Raw genomic sequence first — 17,994 nt, 5'->3', positions numbered from 1 at the left:
CCAATGAACAAACTCATCTATCCGTTACTGATTGCCCAATTCCTGTCGGCCTTTGCCGATAACGCCATTCTGTTTACCGTGATCGCTCTGGTCATGAAGCAGGAGTCCCAGGCCGCCTGGTATGTTCCCGCACTGCAAAGCTCGTTTCTGGTCGCTTTCGTCGTGCTGGCGCCCTGGGTCGGAGGCTTCGCCGACCATCATGCCAAATCGCGGGTATTGATCATTGCCAATTTGGTCAAGGCCGCAGGCGCAGGCCTCCTGCTCTGGCAGGTCAATCCCCTGGCGGCCTATGGCCTCGTCGGCGCCGGCGCCGCTCTGTACAGTCCAGCCAAATACGGGATTCTGCCGGAAATAGCGGGGCACCAGCATCTGGTCAAAGCCAATAGCCTGATCGAAGGATCCACCATTCTGGCGATTCTGATGGGGATGGGCATCGGCGCGAAAGTGGCCGATTATTCCACCGATCTGGCCTTGTCGGGCACCGTATTTCTGTTTCTGGCCTCCGCCCTGATCACTCTCTATCTGCCGGTCCGGCCCAGCCGACCCGCTGTGTCCGGGTCTCAATTCCTTTTGTTTTTCCGGCAGATGGAACAATTTTTCACGACGCCGCGCTCGAGGTTTTCGATGCTGGGCGCTTCCCTGTTCTGGGCGGCCGCAGCGACTTTGAGAGTGATGATCGTCGCTTGGGCGCCCCTGATGCTGGCATTGCAGAACGCTTCCGAAATTGCCGGGCTAACCCTGTTTCTGGCGGTCGGCATTATGGCCGGATCGGCGCTGGTGCCCCGGCTGATTCCTCTGGAACGCTTGCGCCGCGCGCGGTTGCCCGCTTATTTGATGGCTTTGTTCATTATCGGCCTCGGTTTCACCGACAGCCTCTGGCCGGCCCGCTTCATGCTGTTCTTTGTCGGCCTGACCGGAGGCATGTTCATCGTGCCGGTCAATGCGGCGCTGCAGGAGCTGGGCCAGCTCAGCATCGGCAGCGGCGCGGCCGTTGCTCTTCAGGGTTTTTTCCAGAATTTTACGATGCTGCTGGCGGTCGGAAGCTACACCTATGCCGCCTCGCAACAAGCCGACCCGGTACTATCGATACTCGTACTGGGCGCTCTGGTTTTCGCCGCCACTTTTCTGATTTCGCTGCATCTGCCCGACAACCAGGCCAATCCGTTTAAGACCGGCCGTTAAGCAAAGGATCATTGGCCGCGGCCCGGCGGCCCCGGGCTTCGTCGACCCGCAGCAACAGAAGAAGCCCGGCTGCGAAGAACAGCAAGGTCGACAACAGCGACAGACGGTGATTGCCGCCGCTCCAATAATTGATCAAGCCGTAGCTTAAAGGTCCGACGATCACCGACAGCCGGTTGACCAATCCCCACAGCCCCAGGAACTCCCCTGCCCGTTCGGCGGGCGAAAACTTGCTGACCAGGGCCCGGCCCACCGACTGGCTGGCGCCCATCGCCAGCCCGATCAGGTTTCCGCTCAACCACATGTCCGAACGTTGCTCGGCCATATAGGCGTCAATCAGAGCGGCAATCCAGATCACCAAGGTGACGGCCAGCGTCGGCACCGAACCGATGCGGTCCTGCAACTGGCCGCAGATCAACGCGCCGACCGCGGCCGTCACGTTGATGACCATGATCAATGCGATCAGCGACTGAGTATCGAAGCCCATTTCCTCCTGGGCGTAAATCGCGGCCAATACGATGACCGTACTGACGCCGGACTGGTATACGGCCAGTGTCAGCAAGAACCGGATCAAATCCCGGAAACGTCTGGCTTCCTGATAGGTGTGCTTTAACCGCCGAAAACTGGCGGTGACGACCGACAGTTTCATCTCGGCCGGTACCGGTTGCGCCCGCTCGCGGAGCCAGAGAAAGGTCGGCATGGCGGTCAAGGCGAAAATGCCGGCGGTGATCAGCAAAGTCGCCGGCACTGCCTGGGCCTCCGTAATTCCATGGCCTTTCGCCCAGGTGATGTAACCGAGACAAAGCAGCAAAGTCAGCAATCCTCCGACATAGCCGAGGCCCCATCCGTAACCCGAGAGGCGCCCCATCTGCTGCTCGGGGACCAGCTCGGGTAGAAAAGCCGCCACCAGATTTTCACCGTAAGCAAACATGACGACCGACAGCGTCACCAGGATCATCCCGAGAAGGACGTCCCCGGGACCGACCATCGCCAGCATGGCCGTGGCCGCGATGCAGCCGACGGAAGATAATAATAAAAAGAGTTTCTTGCTGGCCCGGTAATCGGCAATAGCCCCTACCACCGGAGCACTGACCATGACGACAAAATTGGCGGCGCCGACCGACAGCGACCACAGCAGCGTGCCCAGGCCCGGCGACACTCCCGCTACGGTGCCGACGACCACGCCGACAAAATAGGTGCTGAATATCGTGGTCTGCACCACCGTGGTATAGCCGGAATTGGCGAAGTCGTACAAGGCCCATGCGATGAGTTCCTTGCGCGAGGCACGGCCAATCCCTCGCTCGTTCCGGGCCATCGATTGTCGATCTGTCATCTGGGAGCCATCCGGGTTAGAAAAAGAAGCAGGATATATTAGAATAAGTTAACGTATTATTAGCGGTCATTCGTTACAAAAATAAGCCCAGGTATAATTTATCGTATGGTAACCCTGTATCAACCACATCTGCTCTCTCAGTTGCTTTGCGCGATGCTGATTTTGCCATACGCCGGTAAAATTTTTGCCGATATTCACGGAGCGGCCTCCGTTACCAGCAATTACGTAGGCCGCGGCTATTCCAAGAGTAACGACCAGTTCTCTTATCAGGCCAATATCGACTACGAACACAAGACCGGAGGCTATCTGGGCGCCTCGATGGCCACCGTCGATTTCGGCGACAAGGGTTTTGCCAATGCGACCCGTTTTGAAGTAACGCCGTATCTGGGCTGGAGTTTCAGCCTTTCCGAGGACTGGCGGCTCGACACTCAATGGAGCCATTATATTTACGACGGCGACATTTACGGAATTTCGTCCGATTACAACGAATTTTACCTGTTTCTGCATTACCGGGACATTATCAGTTTGGCCGCTTCCTTTTCCGAGGATTACTACGACCGGGGCCACCCGGCGGGTTTATTCGAGATGACCGGGCGATATCCGATCACCGACTTTCTGGAATTCTCCGGCAGCGCCGGCTATACCAGAACACGAAAATCGATCGATTACGACTATTTTTACTGGAATGCAGGCTTCACTGGATTTTACAAATTCCTCACCCTGGACCTTCGTTATGCCGATGCGATTACCACCGCCAGCAGCCATAGCCATGGAGACGCCGACTACACCAGTTATTATCCCGAAGTCCTCCCGGCCACCTTATTTTTTTCAGTCGCCATCGGATTTTGACCATCCTGTCGGAGCCGCGACCCCATAAAAAATTTCATAGCCGTTGAACCTTTTGGTAATAACCGGAAATACAATGCATGTAAATCATCCGATTTTTTACCCTATAGGCTCAGTCGCGCTTCAACATCATGAACGGATTACCAGGCAAGCCATTGAATACCGAAAATAAAACAGATCAACCCAACCAGGATGCCGATTTGATCGCCCGGATTTGCCAAGCGGACGAACAAGCATTCGAGTTGCTCTATCATCGATTTTACAGCCGGTTGTTCCGTTTTATCGCCAGGATAACCCGAAGGACGGACATGATCGACGAAGTCATCAACGACGTCATGTACGTGGTCTGGGAAAAAGCCGAAACTTACAACGGCCAGTGCCAAGTCTCAACCTGGATACTCGGTATTGCGTACAATAAAGCGCGCCAGACCTTGCGGAACCATCGCCCTTTCGCGGAAGAATCGCTGGATGACATGGAGGTCGAAAAACTGTACCCGGCAGCGGTAGCACAAAACGATACCGTGGCGGCTCAAACGGAACTGGAAAACTGGCTGGAATCGGCTTTAGACAGGCTTTCTGCCGAACAGCGCGCCGTGATCGAATTGACCTATTATCACGGACTTCATTACAGCGAAATCGCCGAATTGATGGACTGTCCGGAAAATACCGTTAAAACCCGTATGCATCATGCCCGTAAAAAATTGGCCCTGGTACTTAAAGAACAATGAGCGAATTTTCACTGCCGTTTGAAAATTCAGGAGTTTAAAATGAAAGAAAATCCTGTGAATCCTTATCTCGCCCATCAGGAAATAGCTCTGTTGCTGCCGTGGTATGTCAATAAAACGCTGCACGATCACGAATTAAAGGCGGTCGAGAAGCATATCAAAGTGTGCCTGACCTGCAGGCGCGAAATGGCTATCCTGCAAAAGATTTCTCTGGCCGTCAATCAGGCCGATGCCCTGGACTCGGCGGCGCAGGCGTCTTTTTCCCGCTTGAAGAGCCGGCTGCATCAGCCCGAAGCTTCCGCGTCGACACAGGCCTGTGCGCGGCCTTCCGGTACTAAACAATCAACTCAACCTAAATGGTACCATAAGCTGAGCCTCGACTTTTTCCGCTGGCCGCAAACGGCGGCCGTGATGCTGTCGGTCCTGGCGTTGGCGGTGATCGTTCCGGCCTATTATCTGGTGGGTCCGTTGCAACAAAGCGACTTCCGGACTTTGTCCAGCAGCGAAACCACTTCGTTCAACGCCAATGAAATCAAAGTCATTTTTGCTCAGGGATTCGGGCGGCAGCAGATCGGCCAAATTCTCGACGGCATTCACGGCCGGATTGCCGACGGCCCTTCGGCGGAAGGCGTCTATTTGATCCGGCTGACGGCAGCCACCGAAGCCGGGGCCGTTCTCGATGCGCTGGCGGCGTTGCGGAAGAATTCCGGCGTCCTGTTTGCCGAACCCGCGTATGCCTTGTTATCCTCATCGAAACCCGGCGGAGGAAATTCCGAATGATACGGCACTGGCTTCTGATCTCACTGATGTTGTTGACGATTTCACTCCCCTCCGAAGGCGGCGAGCCCGAAGCCGAGCCTCCGGAATTAGCCAGTCTTTTCAAACCGGCCGATGCGGATCATTTATTATTGGTCGGCTTTGAAGACCAATCCATCGACCGGCCGTCGATTATCACGTCGGCTTCTTCTTACCGGCGAAGGGGCAGTTATTCAAGCTCGACCTGGAGCAAACGCATATCCGACCGGATCGCCGAAGATTACCATCTGCAAAAGCTCGCCGAATGGCCGATGACCGCCGTCGGCGTCCATTGTGTGGTCTACCGGGTTCCAGAACCCGATTCGGTACCCGAGAAGATCCGGCAAATGGGGGAAGACAAACGGATCAGCGTCGTCCAGAAAATGCATCTGTTTAAAACCCGGTCTCATGAGGAGAACGATCCTTATTTCAAGCTGCAATCCAACATCAAACAGATGAAGATTGACGAAGTGCATGCCAAAGCCACAGGCCGGAGTGTGGTCATCGGCATGATCGATACCGGCGTCGACTCCGCCCACCCCGACTTGACCGGTCAAATTGCCCGGAACGAGAATTTTGCCGCGGAAATTTCGCCGAGTTTTACCAGCGATAAGCATGGAACCGCCGTCGCCGGCATCATGGTGGCCAAAAAAAACAATGGAACCGGCATCGTCGGCGTGGCGCCCGACGCCAAGCTCGTCGCTTTGAAAGCCTGCTGGCCGGACCGCCCGGATTCGCTCGCGTCGGTCTGCAACAGCTATACCCTGGCGCTGGCCGTCAATACCGCCATCAAAGCCGGCGTCAACGTGCTCAACATGAGCCTGACCGGCCCTCAGGACACGCTGCTGGAAATTTTGCTGAACAAAGCGGTTGAAAAAGGCATTATCGTCGTAGCGGCCGACACCGGGCACAACGAAGCAAACGAAAACTTTCCCGCGTCGATGGCGCAGGCGATCCCGGTGCAAGCCACAGGACAGGCCCAAGACGAAGATTCCGCCGAAAAACGGCCTGTAACCGCTCCCGGCGATAAAATCCTCACTACGCTGCCGCACGGCACCTACGATTTTATTTCCGGCAGTTCGATGGCAGCGGCCGAAATGTCGGGCATCGTCGCATTAATGCTGGAACTGAAGCCCGATCTCGGGGTGGATGAGATCAAATCGATTCTGCATCGATCCGCAGCGCCGGAAAAACTGGGAATGTTTTCAGCCGTCAACGCCAACGATGCGGTCCTGGCCTTGTGCAAATCGGAAAACTGTACCGGGGAAAGTCTGAGTTTTGCCTGGGGCGATTTTTAACCCGCCCTGAAAGTCTTTTTTGACGTTCGCGCCGAGCCGCTTCCGTCCTCTCACGATGCAGCCGGCCGGGTGCGCATCCAGCCGGAAATGAAATTTCCGACCAACAGCTCGATGCTTTTTTCGACGTCTTCCACGCCGACAATATCCAGCTTGCCGGACAACGACAGCATGCTGATGCCGTGGATGCCGCCCCACAAGGCGCGAGCCGCCTGCTTATTCTCGGTCTCACTCCGGCCGGGAACCAGTCTGGCGAACTGGACCTCGAATTTTCTGAACACCCGTTCGACTTTCGCCTGATACCAATCCGGCACCGGGGCATTTTTAGGCAAACGATGTTCGAATATCAGACTCCATCGGTTGAAATTAACCGTTGCATAACGTAAATAGAGCTTGGCTACCTGGTCGAGCCATGCGCCGGCTTCGCTTTCGGGCGCCTTTTCCAGTTCCGCCGCGATGCCGTCCAGGGTTCGCGCATTGATGTGCAGTATCAAATCGGACATGTTGTCGAACACCATGTAAATACTGCCCACGGTATAACCTATGTCCATGGCGATCTTGCGCATGGTGAGCGCCGGGCCGCCGCCCTCAATAACAATCGACTCGGCGGCATTGAGCACCATTTCCTTGATTTCTTCGAGACTGTGTTCGCTACGTCTGGCCATGGGATCCGCCGGAATGAATTTCCGGCAACAATTGTCTTTGCTCCGGCTGATGAGTTTCGGAAAAGAATTTGATCAGAAATTCGACAAAAGTAGTCAATTTTGCCGGCAAAAAACGCCTTTGCAGGTATGTTGCATAAATTGCGAGAGAAGGAATGCGGAATTCGGACAAAATTTCGACCAGCTTGCCCTGCGTTAGATAATTCGCCACGGAAATTTCAGGCGCCTGGGTTATGCCCATGCCCAGGGACGCCGCCTCGGCCAGCGCCCGGCCGTTGTTGGAGGCGAAATGCCACTGGATTTTTATTTTGGTTTCTTCGCTGCCGTTTCTGAAAATCCAGTAATCCTTGTGCGGCGTATCGCGGTAATGCAGGCAGCGATGCTGGCTTAACTCGTCGATATGCCGGGGTTCGCCGTACTGGGCGAGATACGCGGGCGAGGCATAAGTACACAAGCGAGTCTCGGAGATTTTTCTGGCGACGACGCCTAAATCGAGCGTGTCGGTCACCAATATGGACAAATCGAAATTGCCTTCGCTCAGATTGACGTGGCTGTTATGCAGGGTCATGGCGATTTTGACCTCCGGAAACTCCCGCTGATAAGCTTCGATCGCGGGCACCATGTAAAGCCCGCCGAAATCGATCGGCGCGCTGATCTTCAACGTGCCTTTCACGTTCCTCCCCAGTTGCGAAGTGTACTCGTCGAGTTCGGAAAAATCATCGAGCAACTGCTTGCTGCGGGAATAATAAATTTCTCCGGCTTCCGTTAAACTGATCTGACGGGTGGTCCTGTTCAATAAGGCCACACCCAGCGATTCTTCCAACTGGGCCATGTATTTGCTGATCATCATTGCCGATAGATTCATTTCCCGCGCCACCGCGGCAAACGTGCCAAGCTCGACGATCCGGCAAAATACCTGCATGTTATTTAACTTATCCATTTTTTTAATTATAAAAAAAGGGTTTATATTTTATAAATTTTTATCGGTATTTAAATTTCTGGTTTACTAGAGTACATTTATCCGCGGAGATAGTTTATGCCGTTTGGTTTATGCGAAGACATGACCAAGCGGCTTTTTTGTAACAAACAATATAAAAATTTTCATATCAACCAATATAATAATAAGAGATCGTTATGAGCAAAATTCTAAATGAAGTATTGGCCGCAAACCGGGATTATGTAAACAATTTCGGCGATAAAGGCGATCTGGCCTTACCGCCGGCGCGTCATTTCGCTATCTTAACATGCATGGACGCCCGGTTGGACCCCGCCAAATACGCAGGTTTGTCCGAAGGCGATGCGCACGTCATCCGAAATGCGGGCGGACGCGCAAGCGACGACGCCATCCGCTCCCTGGTCATTTCCTATAAATTGCTGGGCACCCGCGAATGGTTCGTCATTCATCACACCAATTGCGGCATGGAGCTGTTCACCGATGAAATCATGCGCGATTTGTTGGCCAGCAGCTTGACGACGGCGTCCCTGGACGACAAAGGTCAATGGCACGATACCGGTGCAGGCTCGGGCTCCCACGAAGCCAGGCATATCTCCTGGCTGACGATTAAAAATCAGGAACAAAGCGTGCTCGAAGACGTCGTCCGTATCAGAAATCATCCGCTGGTGCCGTCGAACATACCCGTGTACGGCTATATCTACGACTGCAAATCCGGCAGACTGATCGAAGTGCCGGCGGCGACCGAAGCCGGCCAGGCCCGCTGAAATCCTGCGAACAATGCTCATCTCCCGACGGGATGAGCATATTCTCCGCCCGAGACGAAGGCGGCAAACAGACGTTTACTCTGATTGCGCCTCCGATTACAATCGGCACTTTCAACTGTGAGTGTCGCTTCGCGTTTCCATTAATGAATAACGAACTGCTTTTCGTCGTCGATGAGAACGATTGCGTCCTCGACGTCCGCTTCCGGCATGTCGTTCATGCCGAAGGACTGAGGCATCGCGCCGTGCATATCCTGGTCTTCGACGAAAAAGGGCGGTTGTTCCTACAGAAACGTTCAATGAAAAAGGATCTGAATGCCGGGCAATGGGATACCTCGGCCGCCGGTCATGTCGATGCCGGCGAAGATTATGAAAGCAGCGCTCTTCGGGAAATAGAAGAAGAATTGGGCATTGTCCCGGGTCCCGATCTCGAACCTTTGTTCAAATTAACGCCTACCGTGGAAACCGGCATGGAATTCGTCCAGGTCTACCGCATCCGTCATAACGGCCCTTTCGTGCTGGCGCCCGAGGAAATCGATGAAGGCGGATGGTTCTCTCCTGCCGACATTTCGGTCAGAGTCGATGCCGACGACCCCAGCCTGACCGAAACATTCAAAAGGCTTTGGCGGCATCTGGAATCTACGGACCGCTGAGTCTTGCCGTCAGCGAAGATCGGCGCCGCTCAAAGCAATCAACGAGAGAAATTCAGGCCATTCCTAAAGCATTTTCATATGGCAAGCAGAGCGAATGGTTTTTGCCTCTGCGGTACCCTTCTGAATGAATTGGCCCCTGCCCCGGTAAACTGACCGTGACGCAAGACGTAAATGGTCCGGAGAAAAACAATGGAAGACGATGAAGAGATTATTCCCGCGACCATTTCGAGAATGGCGGAGCGGACGGGGCTCGAACCCGCGACCCCCGGCGTGACAGGCCGGTATTCTAACCAACTGAACTACCGCTCCGCGAAAAGAGCGCGTATTCTATAAGATTTAAACAATCCGTCAAGTTTATTTTTCCACAGCCGGCCTGCTCTTGCCGATTAAATGATCTAGCTGGATAAAATATAGAGTGAACTTCCATATCGAGTCTTTGTCTTATATATCGATTTTATAATCTACTGATTTTTTGATAAAACAATGAACTTTTCTGACGTCGGGAAATCTTATAGGTTATAATAAAACAGTTAAGGGGGCGACCTGGCTTCGACGGGGATAGCAAAACCTTAAGTGCATGCCGAGGACAGTGACCTCGTAAAAATACTGACAAAAAGTATTCGCAAACGACGAAAACTACTCAGTGGCCTTAGCAGCTTAAAACCTGCACCACTTCTCTGACTGTGTGTGCTTATGCGTGCAGAGTTCTCAAACCCGAAAGGGCGAAAGGAACGTTCAGGGATCATACGACATAAGATCGCGTCAAGGCTTGGTTCGGAGCCTGAAGCGCTAAATCCAATCGAAATCGCTGTTGATCTTCTTGGCCCGACGGGTAGTCAACAGTTAAATCAAAAGCGCGGGACAAGCATGTAGACCTTGGGGCGGAGTATTTCCGGACGCGGGTTCAATTCCCGCCGCCTCCACCATTTCAAAGTTTTTTGACGTTCAACGAAGTACAGAAACCCGCAAGTTATAAGGCTTAGCGGGTTTTTTATTGTCCAATGAAGTGCAACAAGATGCATTGACATACCGTCATTTCTGACGGTAACATTGACGGCAACTCACTTACCATCACAAGGTGTTACCGTCATGCCGCTATCTGATACCGCGATAAAGAACGCAAAGCCCCGAAACGACAAGCCTTACAAGCTTCCTGATGAGAAGGGCTTATATCTGCTCATTACCGCATCTGGCGGTAAGTGGTGGCGCTTCGATTACCGATTTGACGGTAAGCGTAAAACCCTATCAATGGGCGTCTATCCCGAAACCACGCTGAAAGACGCCCGGGCCAAACGCGACGAAGCGCGTAAATTGCTGGCGGCCGGCGCTGATCCGGGCGAAACCCGCAAAGCCATGAAAGCGGCACAAACCACCGACGCGGAAACCTTTGAAGTCGTGGCGCGCGAATGGTTCGCCAAAAATGCGGCAAGCTGGGCAGAGAACCACGGCAACCGGACTATTCGCCGCTTGGAGCGGGATATTTTCCCTTGGTTGGGAAATACTCCCGTTCGTGGTATCGATGCGCCTAAATTGCTGGCGGCCTTGCGGCGCATTGAAGAGCGCGGCGCGGTAGAGACGGCACACCGGGCTTTGCAGAATTGCGGGCAGATTTTTCGTTACGCCATTGCGACCGGGCGCGCCGAGCGCGATATATCCGCCGACTTGAAAGGCGCATTGCCCCCGGTCAAGGGCAGCCATTTTGCCGCCGTCACCGATCCGAAACAGGTAGCCGAGTTACTCAGGGCAATTGACGCCTATCAAGGCACGTTTTCTGTGCAATGCGCGTTGAAGCTGGCGCCTTTGTTTTTCGTTCGCCCTGGCGAACTGCGGCAAGCCGAATGGGAGGACTTTGACTTAGAAGCGGCGGAATGGCGTTACACCGTCACCAAAACCGACACGGCGCATATTGTCCCATTGGCAAGGCAAGCGGTCGAAATCCTGCAAAAGCTCCACCCGCTTACCGGGCATGGGCACTACGTATTCCCATCCGCCAGAACGCCGAACTGTTCCCGGCCAATGTCCGACGTGGCTTTATTGGCGGCCTTGCGGCGCATGGGTTTTGACAAGAACGAAGCCAGCGTACACGGATTTAGGGCGTTGGCACGAACCATTCTTGATGAGGTGCTTTGTTTCAGGGTTGACTTTATCGAGCATCAACTAGCCCATGCTGTTAGAGACCCGAACGGCAGAGCCTACAACCGGACTGCCCATTTACCTGAGCGCCATAAGATGATGCAAGCATGGGCCGACTACCTGGACGGATTGAAGAATGGCGCGGATGTGCTTCCTTTTAAGCGAACCGGCTGAGACGGAATAACCGATTTTAACCGGATAGGCCGACGGGCCGACAAGGCAGACTCATCACCCGCTTTCCGGTTAATCCCTTTGTGATGCTGTTACTTTGATGGAAATAGTAATGTCTCGTTTTATTCTTCTTGATGAAGCAGCTAAAGCAATTGATGCTGAGCGCGTTAAATTATTCCCTGGCGGAATTTCTTATTATTCTGGCGACCTTGGGCGGACTCTCTTTAGTGAAACACATGAAGCGTTATTGCTTGCAGCACTTAGCTGCAAACTACCAGCTTATAACCCATTATCAGGCGAGAGGCTTTTACCCAGCGAAACGGATAAAAGAATATGGACAACGGCACAGGACCTAAACGAATGGCTAGAAACAAACGGGCATCATTACCGTTTCCCTTGCTGTTCAGAATCAGCAACGGGACCGAAGCTCGAAGCCGCGAACCCCGCCGGTAAGGGACGAAATGAAACCAAGCTTGAGAAGCAGCAAGCCGCCATTCTGAAAGCCATCCAGTTGAAAGGCTTTGGCCCCTTAGCAGTACCTGACGGCGAGAAAGGCACCTTGAAAATGATTTGTGAGGCTGATTACCCGGAAGTATTCGATAGAGCATCGAGTTTCGATAATGCCTGGAAAGCAAGTAAGCAATTGTTCCGTATGGCGAATCACGCCAGTTACAGCAAGAGGGGAAAGACCTAACCCCAAGAATCCCAAGGGCCCCTACATCGTTTCCCTACTCTCCCTATCGATAAAGTACCATGCAATTCAATAACAACCTTCTGAGGTTTTTGCATGGGCTCAATAGTAAACCTTCCTTCTACCGGCTTCGTTCGCCTTCCCCAAATCATCGGCGACCGTAAGCGCGGCATTCCCGGAGTTCTGCCCATCGGGCGGACGACTTTTCTTAATGGCGTCAAAACCGGCAAATATCCCAAACCTGTAAAGCTGGGCCCGAGAACAACAGCATGGCGAGTTGAGGATATACGCGCCTTGATCGAGACCACCGGACAATAAAAGACCCGACTGACTCACCCATCAGCCGGGTTTTTGCGCGATCGTCAACGCCATATCACGATGTGATTCTATCACATGGGCGGCGATACATGCACCCGGCTAAAAGGACTAGCCAATGATCGAGAAATTAACCACGCGCCTTTCAGGCGTCAAACGAACCGGCCAGGGCCGCTATATTGCGCGGTGTCCTGCCCACGCTGATAAATCCCCATCCCTAACCGTAACCGAGAAAGACGGTCGTGTTTTATTTCATTGCTTTGCCGGATGCGCTCCGGCCGATGTGCTCGCCGCGGTCGGCCTGGAGTTCAGCGACCTTTACCCCGAAAAGCCAATCTATGCCAAACGCAGCGGCATGGCGGCGGCATTCAATCCCTACGACACAATGAAGTGTTTATCGAGAGAGGCCGGGATTGTCGCCCTGGCGGCCAGGCAAATTTCAAATCAATGCCCACTGACAGATGACGATATCGACCGCGTGGAGCTGGCCGCCGAAAGGTTGCGCGATGCGGCCGAGCTGATGGGAGTTAGGTTATGACCGACAACGTTGGTAGCATCGAAGAATTGTTCGATCAAACCCAAGCAATAGGCGAAAGGGGCGAATCGGGCGAAAACCCAGCAACGGCGCGGGTTTCAGGCGGGCGAAAAAAGGGCGAATCGGGGCGAAAACTGGGCGAATTCGCCTACCAATCGCCTGAATACCCGATTGACGCGCTGGGCCCTCTGGCCGATTTGTGCAAAGTGATTACCCTGAATGCCCAGCTCAACCCGGCGACCGTGGGGCAGTCCATCCTGTCGGCGGCATCATTGGCCGCTCAAGGGAGCTGCGAAGTGGAGACCCTGTCAGGCCATAAGCCGCTTTCGATTTACGCCCTGTCGATTGCCGAATCCGGCGACGGCAAGTCAACCGTCGAAAGCATCGTTTTGTGCGGTATTAAGCAGTACGAAAAAGAAATGCACGGCGCAATCCAAGCCCGAAAAGCCGAGCAAGCGGGCAAACCCCTGAAGGAACAGACAACCGAGCGGGAACCCTATCTACTCGCTTCCGATGCAACGGTTCAGGGCATCATCAAGGGCTTCCTGACCGGCTGGCCGAGCCAGGGCATCTTCACCGCCGAGGGCGCGACTATGCTCTGCGGCTGGGGCATGGCCGCCGAACAGCGGGCGAACACGTCCGCGAATCTGAACAAGCTATGGGATGGGGAAGCAGTATCGATTCAGCGCGGCATGAGCGGGCGGATTCAGCTCTATAACCGCCGTTTTTGCGCCCATTGGATGATTCAACCGGATGTTGCACAAGAGGCGTTAACTGACCCGGCTTTATCCAGCATCGGACTCTGGCCGAGGTTCATGGTGAGCTGGCCGGAGCCCTTGTCGCCGCGAAAATATCGCCGTTACGAATTCTGGAATGACCCCTACGTTAAAGCCTTCTGGGACCGGTGCAAGGCCATGCTTCGAGCACAAGTCATTACCGACGACGGCGAATGCGGCGAGTTCCGCACCATCCGCCTGAGCGATGAGGCGCGTCAGATTCTGGTCGAAACCTTCGAGCGGATGGAACAGGCCCGTGACCCCGCAAACCCATTGCACTGCGTCAAGCCGTTTGCCGTCCGATTGTGTGAGCTGGCCTGCCGAAATGCCGGCGTACTGGCCGCCTATGCAGATGAAAACACCATCAGCGCCGAGCGGATGAAAAACGGAATTGCCCTGGCCGGATATTCGCTCGACACCTGGCGCGGCATCTTTGGGCAGCGAGAGGATTTAACCTATGATCGATGGGCGCGGGAGCTCTATGCCTGGCTGCTAAAGCGGCCGAATCGACGCGCCAGCGAGACCGACATTCTGAAAACGGCGGTACCCAAATACTTGCGCAACAAGCATAGGCGCGATACGGCATTATCGATCTTGCGTGAGTGCGGCCTGATTCAGAAAGCCGTGGACGTGGTGAACGGAGATGTCCGAATTGCTCACAATGAATGGGAGGCAGTGCCCAATGCTTGACGGCCTCCTTGACGACATCTTAGGCGATTCGCCCAAACGGGGCGAAATTCGCCCCAATTCGCCCCCAATTCGCCCAGCTCAAACCCGCGTCATTACTGAGCTTTCGCCCGATTCGCCCAATTCGCCTACCCGCCATGAGAAAACCGCCATTGTGCGCTGGCTGCACTTCATCGGCGAAACCAATCAGGCCATCATCGACGACGTGCTCGACTATTGCGCCGGCAACCCGGAAGCCCTGGCGTATTACCTGAAGCGGGCCGAGGAAGTGCCATTGCCGGACGACCGCCACCATTGCCGTGAGTGCCTGAACCTGAACAGCCGGGGCTACTGCATCAAGCAGCGGTTCCGGCCGGTCGACGACCTTCCCCGGCGATGTGAAGACTTTAACAATTCAAGGAGTAACCATGATTGACGCACTCATTACCGGTAAGCTGTTACGCGATCCTGCATTGAAAACCGGCTCATCCGGCAAGCCTTACTGCAATTTCCTGTTGTCGGTTCCCACGAACGACGGCGAATACACTCTGGTTTCGGGCATTGCCTTCGGCGATGTGGCCGGCCGCCTGACCAAGCTGCAAAAAGGGGACGCCTTGAGCGTGGCCGGGAGCCTGAAGCCGTCCGAATGGGCGGATAAATCAACCGGCGAAATCAAGCGCGGTCTGAGCATCACGGTTTCGGCGGCGCTGTCGGCGTACGACGTAAAGAAACGGCGCGGCGGCGAGAGCAGGCAGAGCAACCCGGCGCCACCAAGCCGCGGTTATCCTAATTATGACGACGCGCTTCCATTCAGGGATTGAATGTCGGTTAATTTGTAAATTCAGGATTTATAATTGTCTGAAACAAACAGATTGTAAACAGTGAGCAAAGACCACTTATTCAAGCCTGGCCAAACGGGAAATCCGAACGGCCGACCCAAAGACAAGACCCCGGCGACGAAACTACGAAAGGCCATTGCCGACGCCATGCCCGAGATTCTGGCGCAACTGGTCGAACAGGCCAAGGCCGGAGACGTGGCCGCGGCCAAGGTCTTGATCGACCGGGTATGCCCGCCGTTGAAGCCGCAAGCGCTGCCGGTCAGTCTGCCGGTCAATGGTTCCCTGGCGGAACAAGGCGGGGAAATTATTCGGGCGACTCTGGCCGGGCAGATACCGCCGGACATCGGCAGCCAGCTCATAACGGCGCTGGCGGCGCAATCGAAAATCATCGAAGTGGATGAACTGACCAAGCGAATCGAAGCCCTGGAGGCGAAGCAATGAGCATCAAAACCAGACTGATTAAACTGGAAACCCAAAAAAGGAGCAGCGGCAGTATTGCCGATCGATTGGAAGAAGCGCTTGCACGAGGACGAGCACGGAACGGCTCAAAACCAGAGCCTTTACACACACGGGAAGAACTGGAGGCCGATCTTGCCAAGTACCCGCCGGATTCAATGGAAGCCCGGGTAACGCGGTCTTTGTTGCGAGTGTGCTCAGGTTGCTATGAATAGAGCGGGAGTCGCTGGAGGTCAAGCAATGAGCGTCAAGACGCGGATTCAAAAACTGGAAGCCCAACACGGCGGCGGGGCGATGATCAATGCTGCCCTGGAACTGCAACGGCTACAGGAAGCAGCCCGTCAAGAAGAAGCCGATTACCGGCAGTTGCTGGCGGACGGCGTGCCGGCGGAAGAAGTCCGGCGCATCCGGGAGGCGGTCGAGCAGACACGGGCCGCCGAACAGAAAACCGAATGCGAACGGATCATAGCCGAGAACAACAACCCGGCATGGGTGACACTGGCGAAAGCCGCACTGAGCGCAATGGAGTATAGAACATGAGCATCAAGACAAGATTGGACAAACTGGAAGGCGGCAATAACGGGTTGACTCTCATCGTCGTCCGTCCTGACGAAACCGAAGCGGAAGCCATGCAGCGGTATCAGGAGGAAACCGGACGAAACCCTACCGGGCGCGTGTTATTGATTGAAACGGGCGTGAGCGATCCCGAGACGTAGAGCGCGTGCGGCAGAGGACTTACTGCCACCGTGCGGGAAGACTCTATGCAGACGCGGCTGGCCCCGGCACCAGGACAGACACTGCCGGGATTGCTGACAAGGATGACACCGCTAGTAGTCAGTCACGAAGAAACACAAGGATACAGGCGAGCCAGTTTACGTCGTGCCTGTTGCGTCGTAAATCGCCAATTGACGGGCGTCGCCTTGGTGTTGCGCGGTAGGATATTGGCTTCGACCTCACGCCGGAGGCTCTCTGTGTCCGGTATCCGCTGTGATAAACACATGTTCGACAAGACGGCCAGTTCGATCTCAGCGATGTTTAGCCAACTGCCATGCTTGGGCGTGTAGTGGAACTCCAGCCGTCGCGCCAATTCACGGGCTTGCTCTGCTGGAAAGGCTTCATACAAAGACGCCATTTTATGGGTATTCAGATTGTCCAGCACCACCCGGATCACCGCCGCGTCCGGATAAAGTTCAGCGATATGCTTCATGCTGTGCGCGAATTCGATTTTGGTCCGCCGCGCGGTGATGTCCACCTGCCGAAAACCGCGTTTAGGTTCGCAGATCATCATCAAATCGCAGACGCCTTTCCGTTCATAGCCGGTGTCATAGCGGGCCGGTTGACCGGGCTCAGGCGGGAGAGGTTGGCGGACTTCCGCAATGAGTTGCTTCGGACTTTCGTCGAAACACACAACCGGGCGCAACGGATCGTAGGGTTCTTCATAAAGGTCCAGCACGTCTTCCATCGCCGCGACAAATTCAGCACTCACCTCGGGAATGCACCACTCTTGCTTCTGCCAGGGTTTGAGAGTGTTTTTTTAAAAGCTGACGGATGGTTTCATAGCTGCAACGGTCGGCATACGCTAATTCCACCACTTTGTCCGCCAACAACCGCAAGGTCCAGTGATCATGCCCTGTCGGCGCCTCACTACAAGCCAAGGCGATAATATGGGCGGCCTGCTTCTCCGTCAGTTTTGGGGCACGTCCTGGACGGGGGCGTTCTTTCAGGGCGGCTTCCGGGCCTTCTTCCACACACCGTTGGCGCGTCGTCAACACCATTGATTCCGAGACACCCAAAGCTTGGATAATGTCTTTATCCTGAATACCCGCTGCCGCTTTTAATAAAATTCGCGCGCGTGTCAGATGGCGTGCCGCGGCTTTTCCTTTGTTGATCATGGCTTCCAAGCCACGCTTTTCGTCTTCAGTCAGATTGACTTTGTATTTAAGAGCTGGCATTGCTTGACCTCAATCAGTAACCATCAATGCCACTATAGAGTGACTTACAAGCCCAATATATCCTTTTGATTTAAATTGACTGACTACTAGCCTTGCCGCCAGCAAGATCAGTTTAATACAAAATACTCCGGTTCAGGCAGTCTCTTTCATTTACAGAAGATGCCGACGGGATTAAACTGTTTTTCGCCGAATCGCTCCGACTCTCATGTGCCAACACGCCTTGGGCAGTATCTACGGCGGTGATTCCAAACTCCTG

At 54.4% G+C, this 17,994-nt stretch carries 22 protein-coding genes, 1 tRNA gene and 1 other RNA gene; 19 read left to right on the top strand and 5 right to left on the bottom strand.

The window, feature by feature from the left end; genetic code table 11:
- Positions 1–3: 3 nt before the first annotated feature.
- Positions 4–1,182, top strand: a complete 1,179-nt coding sequence (gene lplT, locus A3OW_RS0102215; RefSeq protein ID WP_026223267.1) for a lysophospholipid transporter LplT — start codon at positions 4–6, stop codon at positions 1,180–1,182.
- On the opposite strand, the gene A3OW_RS0102210 is transcribed toward lplT, so the two are convergent.
- Complete coding sequence (locus A3OW_RS0102210; protein WP_198291278.1) at positions 1,166–2,512, bottom strand: MFS transporter; 1,347 nt, start codon at positions 2,510–2,512, stop codon at positions 1,166–1,168. The genes lplT and A3OW_RS0102210 overlap by 17 nt on opposite strands.
- A 105-nt stretch (positions 2,513–2,617) precedes the next feature.
- Between A3OW_RS0102210 and A3OW_RS23830 the strand changes: the two genes are divergently transcribed.
- From A3OW_RS23830 to A3OW_RS23825, 4 genes are all read left to right on the top strand, one after another.
- Complete coding sequence (locus A3OW_RS23830) at positions 2,618–3,361, top strand: TorF family putative porin (RefSeq protein ID WP_020561800.1); 744 nt, start codon at positions 2,618–2,620, stop codon at positions 3,359–3,361.
- A 128-nt stretch (positions 3,362–3,489) separates the two neighbouring features.
- A complete protein-coding gene (locus A3OW_RS0102200; protein ID WP_026223266.1) occupies positions 3,490–4,086 on the top strand; it encodes an RNA polymerase sigma factor in 597 nt (198 codons plus the stop codon).
- Positions 4,087–4,125: 39 nt separating this feature from the next.
- Positions 4,126–4,863, top strand: a complete 738-nt coding sequence (locus A3OW_RS0102195) for a S8 family serine peptidase (RefSeq protein ID WP_020561798.1) — start codon at positions 4,126–4,128, stop codon at positions 4,861–4,863.
- Positions 4,860–6,176, top strand: a complete 1,317-nt coding sequence (locus tag A3OW_RS23825; RefSeq protein WP_020561797.1) for a S8 family peptidase — start codon at positions 4,860–4,862, stop codon at positions 6,174–6,176. Before A3OW_RS0102195 ends, A3OW_RS23825 begins: the two co-directional genes overlap by 4 nt.
- Positions 6,177–6,226: 50 nt before the next feature.
- Here A3OW_RS23825 and A3OW_RS0102185 read toward each other — a convergent pair whose 3' ends face one another.
- A complete protein-coding gene (locus A3OW_RS0102185) occupies positions 6,227–6,838 on the bottom strand; it encodes a TetR/AcrR family transcriptional regulator (RefSeq protein WP_020561796.1) in 612 nt (203 codons plus the stop codon).
- Positions 6,825–7,775: a LysR family transcriptional regulator gene (locus A3OW_RS23820; protein WP_051091782.1), complete on the bottom strand. Its 951-nt coding sequence runs from the start codon at positions 7,773–7,775 to the stop codon at positions 6,825–6,827. Before A3OW_RS23820 ends, A3OW_RS0102185 begins: the two co-directional genes overlap by 14 nt.
- A gap of 194 nt (positions 7,776–7,969) precedes the next feature.
- Between A3OW_RS23820 and A3OW_RS0102175 the strand changes: the two genes are divergently transcribed.
- Both A3OW_RS0102175 and A3OW_RS0102170 read left to right on the top strand, forming a co-directional pair.
- Positions 7,970–8,554 carry a beta-class carbonic anhydrase gene (locus tag A3OW_RS0102175; protein WP_020561793.1) on the top strand — a complete coding sequence of 195 codons (585 nt, stop codon included), beginning with the start codon at positions 7,970–7,972 and terminating at the stop codon, positions 8,552–8,554.
- Positions 8,555–8,697: 143 nt separating this feature from the next.
- Positions 8,698–9,204 carry an NUDIX hydrolase gene (locus A3OW_RS0102170; protein WP_033411918.1) on the top strand — a complete coding sequence of 169 codons (507 nt, stop codon included), beginning with the start codon at positions 8,698–8,700 and terminating at the stop codon, positions 9,202–9,204.
- A gap of 232 nt (positions 9,205–9,436) precedes the next feature.
- Here A3OW_RS0102170 and A3OW_RS0102165 read toward each other — a convergent pair.
- Positions 9,437–9,513: transfer RNA gene (locus tag A3OW_RS0102165), tRNA-Asp, on the bottom strand.
- A gap of 225 nt (positions 9,514–9,738) precedes the next feature.
- On the opposite strand from A3OW_RS0102165, the gene ssrA reads away from it, so the two are divergent.
- From ssrA to A3OW_RS0102115, 12 genes are all read left to right on the top strand, one after another.
- Positions 9,739–10,130, top strand: a transfer-messenger RNA (tmRNA) gene (gene ssrA, locus A3OW_RS26800).
- Between the two features lie 163 nt (positions 10,131–10,293).
- The gene (locus A3OW_RS0102160) at positions 10,294–11,511 is read left to right on the top strand and encodes a tyrosine-type recombinase/integrase (protein WP_033411520.1); all 1,218 of its coding nucleotides are present in this window, start codon (positions 10,294–10,296) and stop codon (positions 11,509–11,511) included.
- Positions 11,512–11,620: 109 nt separating this feature from the next.
- Entirely contained in the window at positions 11,621–12,202 is a 582-nt protein-coding gene (locus A3OW_RS0102155; RefSeq protein WP_157385770.1) for a hypothetical protein, read from the top strand.
- Positions 12,203–12,295: 93 nt separating this feature from the next.
- Entirely contained in the window at positions 12,296–12,517 is a 222-nt protein-coding gene (locus A3OW_RS26795) for a helix-turn-helix transcriptional regulator (RefSeq protein ID WP_083918117.1), read from the top strand.
- Positions 12,518–12,632: 115 nt separating this feature from the next.
- A complete protein-coding gene (locus A3OW_RS0102145) occupies positions 12,633–13,052 on the top strand; it encodes a CHC2 zinc finger domain-containing protein (protein WP_020561788.1) in 420 nt (139 codons plus the stop codon).
- Positions 13,049–14,515 (top strand): DUF3987 domain-containing protein, encoded by a 1,467-nt coding sequence (locus tag A3OW_RS0102140; protein WP_020561787.1) that lies wholly within the window; start codon positions 13,049–13,051, stop codon positions 14,513–14,515. Before A3OW_RS0102145 ends, A3OW_RS0102140 begins: the two co-directional genes overlap by 4 nt.
- A complete protein-coding gene (locus tag A3OW_RS23815; protein WP_020561786.1) occupies positions 14,508–14,927 on the top strand; it encodes a hypothetical protein in 420 nt (139 codons plus the stop codon). The genes A3OW_RS0102140 and A3OW_RS23815 overlap by 8 nt, the downstream gene beginning before the upstream one ends.
- Positions 14,920–15,312 carry a single-stranded DNA-binding protein gene (locus A3OW_RS0102130; RefSeq protein ID WP_020561785.1) on the top strand — a complete coding sequence of 131 codons (393 nt, stop codon included), beginning with the start codon at positions 14,920–14,922 and terminating at the stop codon, positions 15,310–15,312. Before A3OW_RS23815 ends, A3OW_RS0102130 begins: the two co-directional genes overlap by 8 nt.
- 60 nt (positions 15,313–15,372) lie before the next feature.
- On the top strand, positions 15,373–15,771 hold the full coding sequence (locus A3OW_RS0102125) for a DUF5681 domain-containing protein (protein WP_020561784.1): 399 nt from the start codon (positions 15,373–15,375) through the stop codon (positions 15,769–15,771).
- Complete coding sequence (locus A3OW_RS27565) at positions 15,768–16,001, top strand: hypothetical protein (RefSeq protein ID WP_157385769.1); 234 nt, start codon at positions 15,768–15,770, stop codon at positions 15,999–16,001. Before A3OW_RS0102125 ends, A3OW_RS27565 begins: the two co-directional genes overlap by 4 nt.
- Before the next feature lie 25 nt (positions 16,002–16,026).
- On the top strand, positions 16,027–16,326 hold the full coding sequence (locus A3OW_RS0102120; RefSeq protein ID WP_020561783.1) for a vWA domain-containing protein: 300 nt from the start codon (positions 16,027–16,029) through the stop codon (positions 16,324–16,326).
- Entirely contained in the window at positions 16,323–16,502 is a 180-nt protein-coding gene (locus A3OW_RS0102115; protein WP_020561782.1) for a hypothetical protein, read from the top strand. The genes A3OW_RS0102120 and A3OW_RS0102115 overlap by 4 nt, the downstream gene beginning before the upstream one ends.
- Before the next feature lie 122 nt (positions 16,503–16,624).
- Here A3OW_RS0102115 and A3OW_RS26790 read toward each other — a convergent pair.
- Positions 16,625–17,738 (bottom strand): IS630 family transposase gene (locus A3OW_RS26790; RefSeq protein ID WP_085984322.1). Its coding sequence is split into 2 segments (ribosomal slippage): positions 16,625–17,312 and positions 17,311–17,738, totalling 1,116 coding nucleotides; the frame shifts between segments, so codons are not numbered across the junction.
- Positions 17,739–17,994 lie beyond the last annotated feature (256 nt).

It is taken from the genome of Methylosarcina fibrata AML-C10, from assembly GCF_000372865.1.
Taxonomy (GTDB): domain Bacteria; phylum Pseudomonadota; class Gammaproteobacteria; order Methylococcales; family Methylomonadaceae; genus Methylosarcina; species Methylosarcina fibrata.
Note: the sequence above shows the minus strand (reverse complement) of the source record. Positions and strands in the feature narration are given on the sequence as shown.

Coding starts and splice junctions, on each gene's coding strand:
- lplT (WP_026223267.1), top strand. CDS start 4: ATGAACAAACTCATCTATCCGTTACTGATTGCCCAATTCCTGTCGGCC.
- A3OW_RS0102210 (WP_198291278.1), bottom strand. CDS start 2,512: ATGACAGATCGACAATCGATGGCCCGGAACGAGCGAGGGATTGGCCGT.
- A3OW_RS23830 (WP_020561800.1), top strand. CDS start 2,618: ATGGTAACCCTGTATCAACCACATCTGCTCTCTCAGTTGCTTTGCGCG.
- A3OW_RS0102200 (WP_026223266.1), top strand. CDS start 3,490: ATGAACGGATTACCAGGCAAGCCATTGAATACCGAAAATAAAACAGAT.
- A3OW_RS0102195 (WP_020561798.1), top strand. CDS start 4,126: ATGAAAGAAAATCCTGTGAATCCTTATCTCGCCCATCAGGAAATAGCT.
- A3OW_RS23825 (WP_020561797.1), top strand. CDS start 4,860: ATGATACGGCACTGGCTTCTGATCTCACTGATGTTGTTGACGATTTCA.
- A3OW_RS0102185 (WP_020561796.1), bottom strand. CDS start 6,838: ATGGCCAGACGTAGCGAACACAGTCTCGAAGAAATCAAGGAAATGGTG.
- A3OW_RS23820 (WP_051091782.1), bottom strand. CDS start 7,775: ATGGATAAGTTAAATAACATGCAGGTATTTTGCCGGATCGTCGAGCTT.
- A3OW_RS0102175 (WP_020561793.1), top strand. CDS start 7,970: ATGAGCAAAATTCTAAATGAAGTATTGGCCGCAAACCGGGATTATGTA.
- A3OW_RS0102170 (WP_033411918.1), top strand. CDS start 8,698: ATGAATAACGAACTGCTTTTCGTCGTCGATGAGAACGATTGCGTCCTC.
- A3OW_RS0102160 (WP_033411520.1), top strand. CDS start 10,294: ATGCCGCTATCTGATACCGCGATAAAGAACGCAAAGCCCCGAAACGAC.
- A3OW_RS0102155 (WP_157385770.1), top strand. CDS start 11,621: ATGTCTCGTTTTATTCTTCTTGATGAAGCAGCTAAAGCAATTGATGCT.
- A3OW_RS26795 (WP_083918117.1), top strand. CDS start 12,296: ATGGGCTCAATAGTAAACCTTCCTTCTACCGGCTTCGTTCGCCTTCCC.
- A3OW_RS0102145 (WP_020561788.1), top strand. CDS start 12,633: ATGATCGAGAAATTAACCACGCGCCTTTCAGGCGTCAAACGAACCGGC.
- A3OW_RS0102140 (WP_020561787.1), top strand. CDS start 13,049: ATGACCGACAACGTTGGTAGCATCGAAGAATTGTTCGATCAAACCCAA.
- A3OW_RS23815 (WP_020561786.1), top strand. CDS start 14,508: ATGCTTGACGGCCTCCTTGACGACATCTTAGGCGATTCGCCCAAACGG.
- A3OW_RS0102130 (WP_020561785.1), top strand. CDS start 14,920: ATGATTGACGCACTCATTACCGGTAAGCTGTTACGCGATCCTGCATTG.
- A3OW_RS27565 (WP_157385769.1), top strand. CDS start 15,768: ATGAGCATCAAAACCAGACTGATTAAACTGGAAACCCAAAAAAGGAGC.
- A3OW_RS0102120 (WP_020561783.1), top strand. CDS start 16,027: ATGAGCGTCAAGACGCGGATTCAAAAACTGGAAGCCCAACACGGCGGC.
- A3OW_RS0102115 (WP_020561782.1), top strand. CDS start 16,323: ATGAGCATCAAGACAAGATTGGACAAACTGGAAGGCGGCAATAACGGG.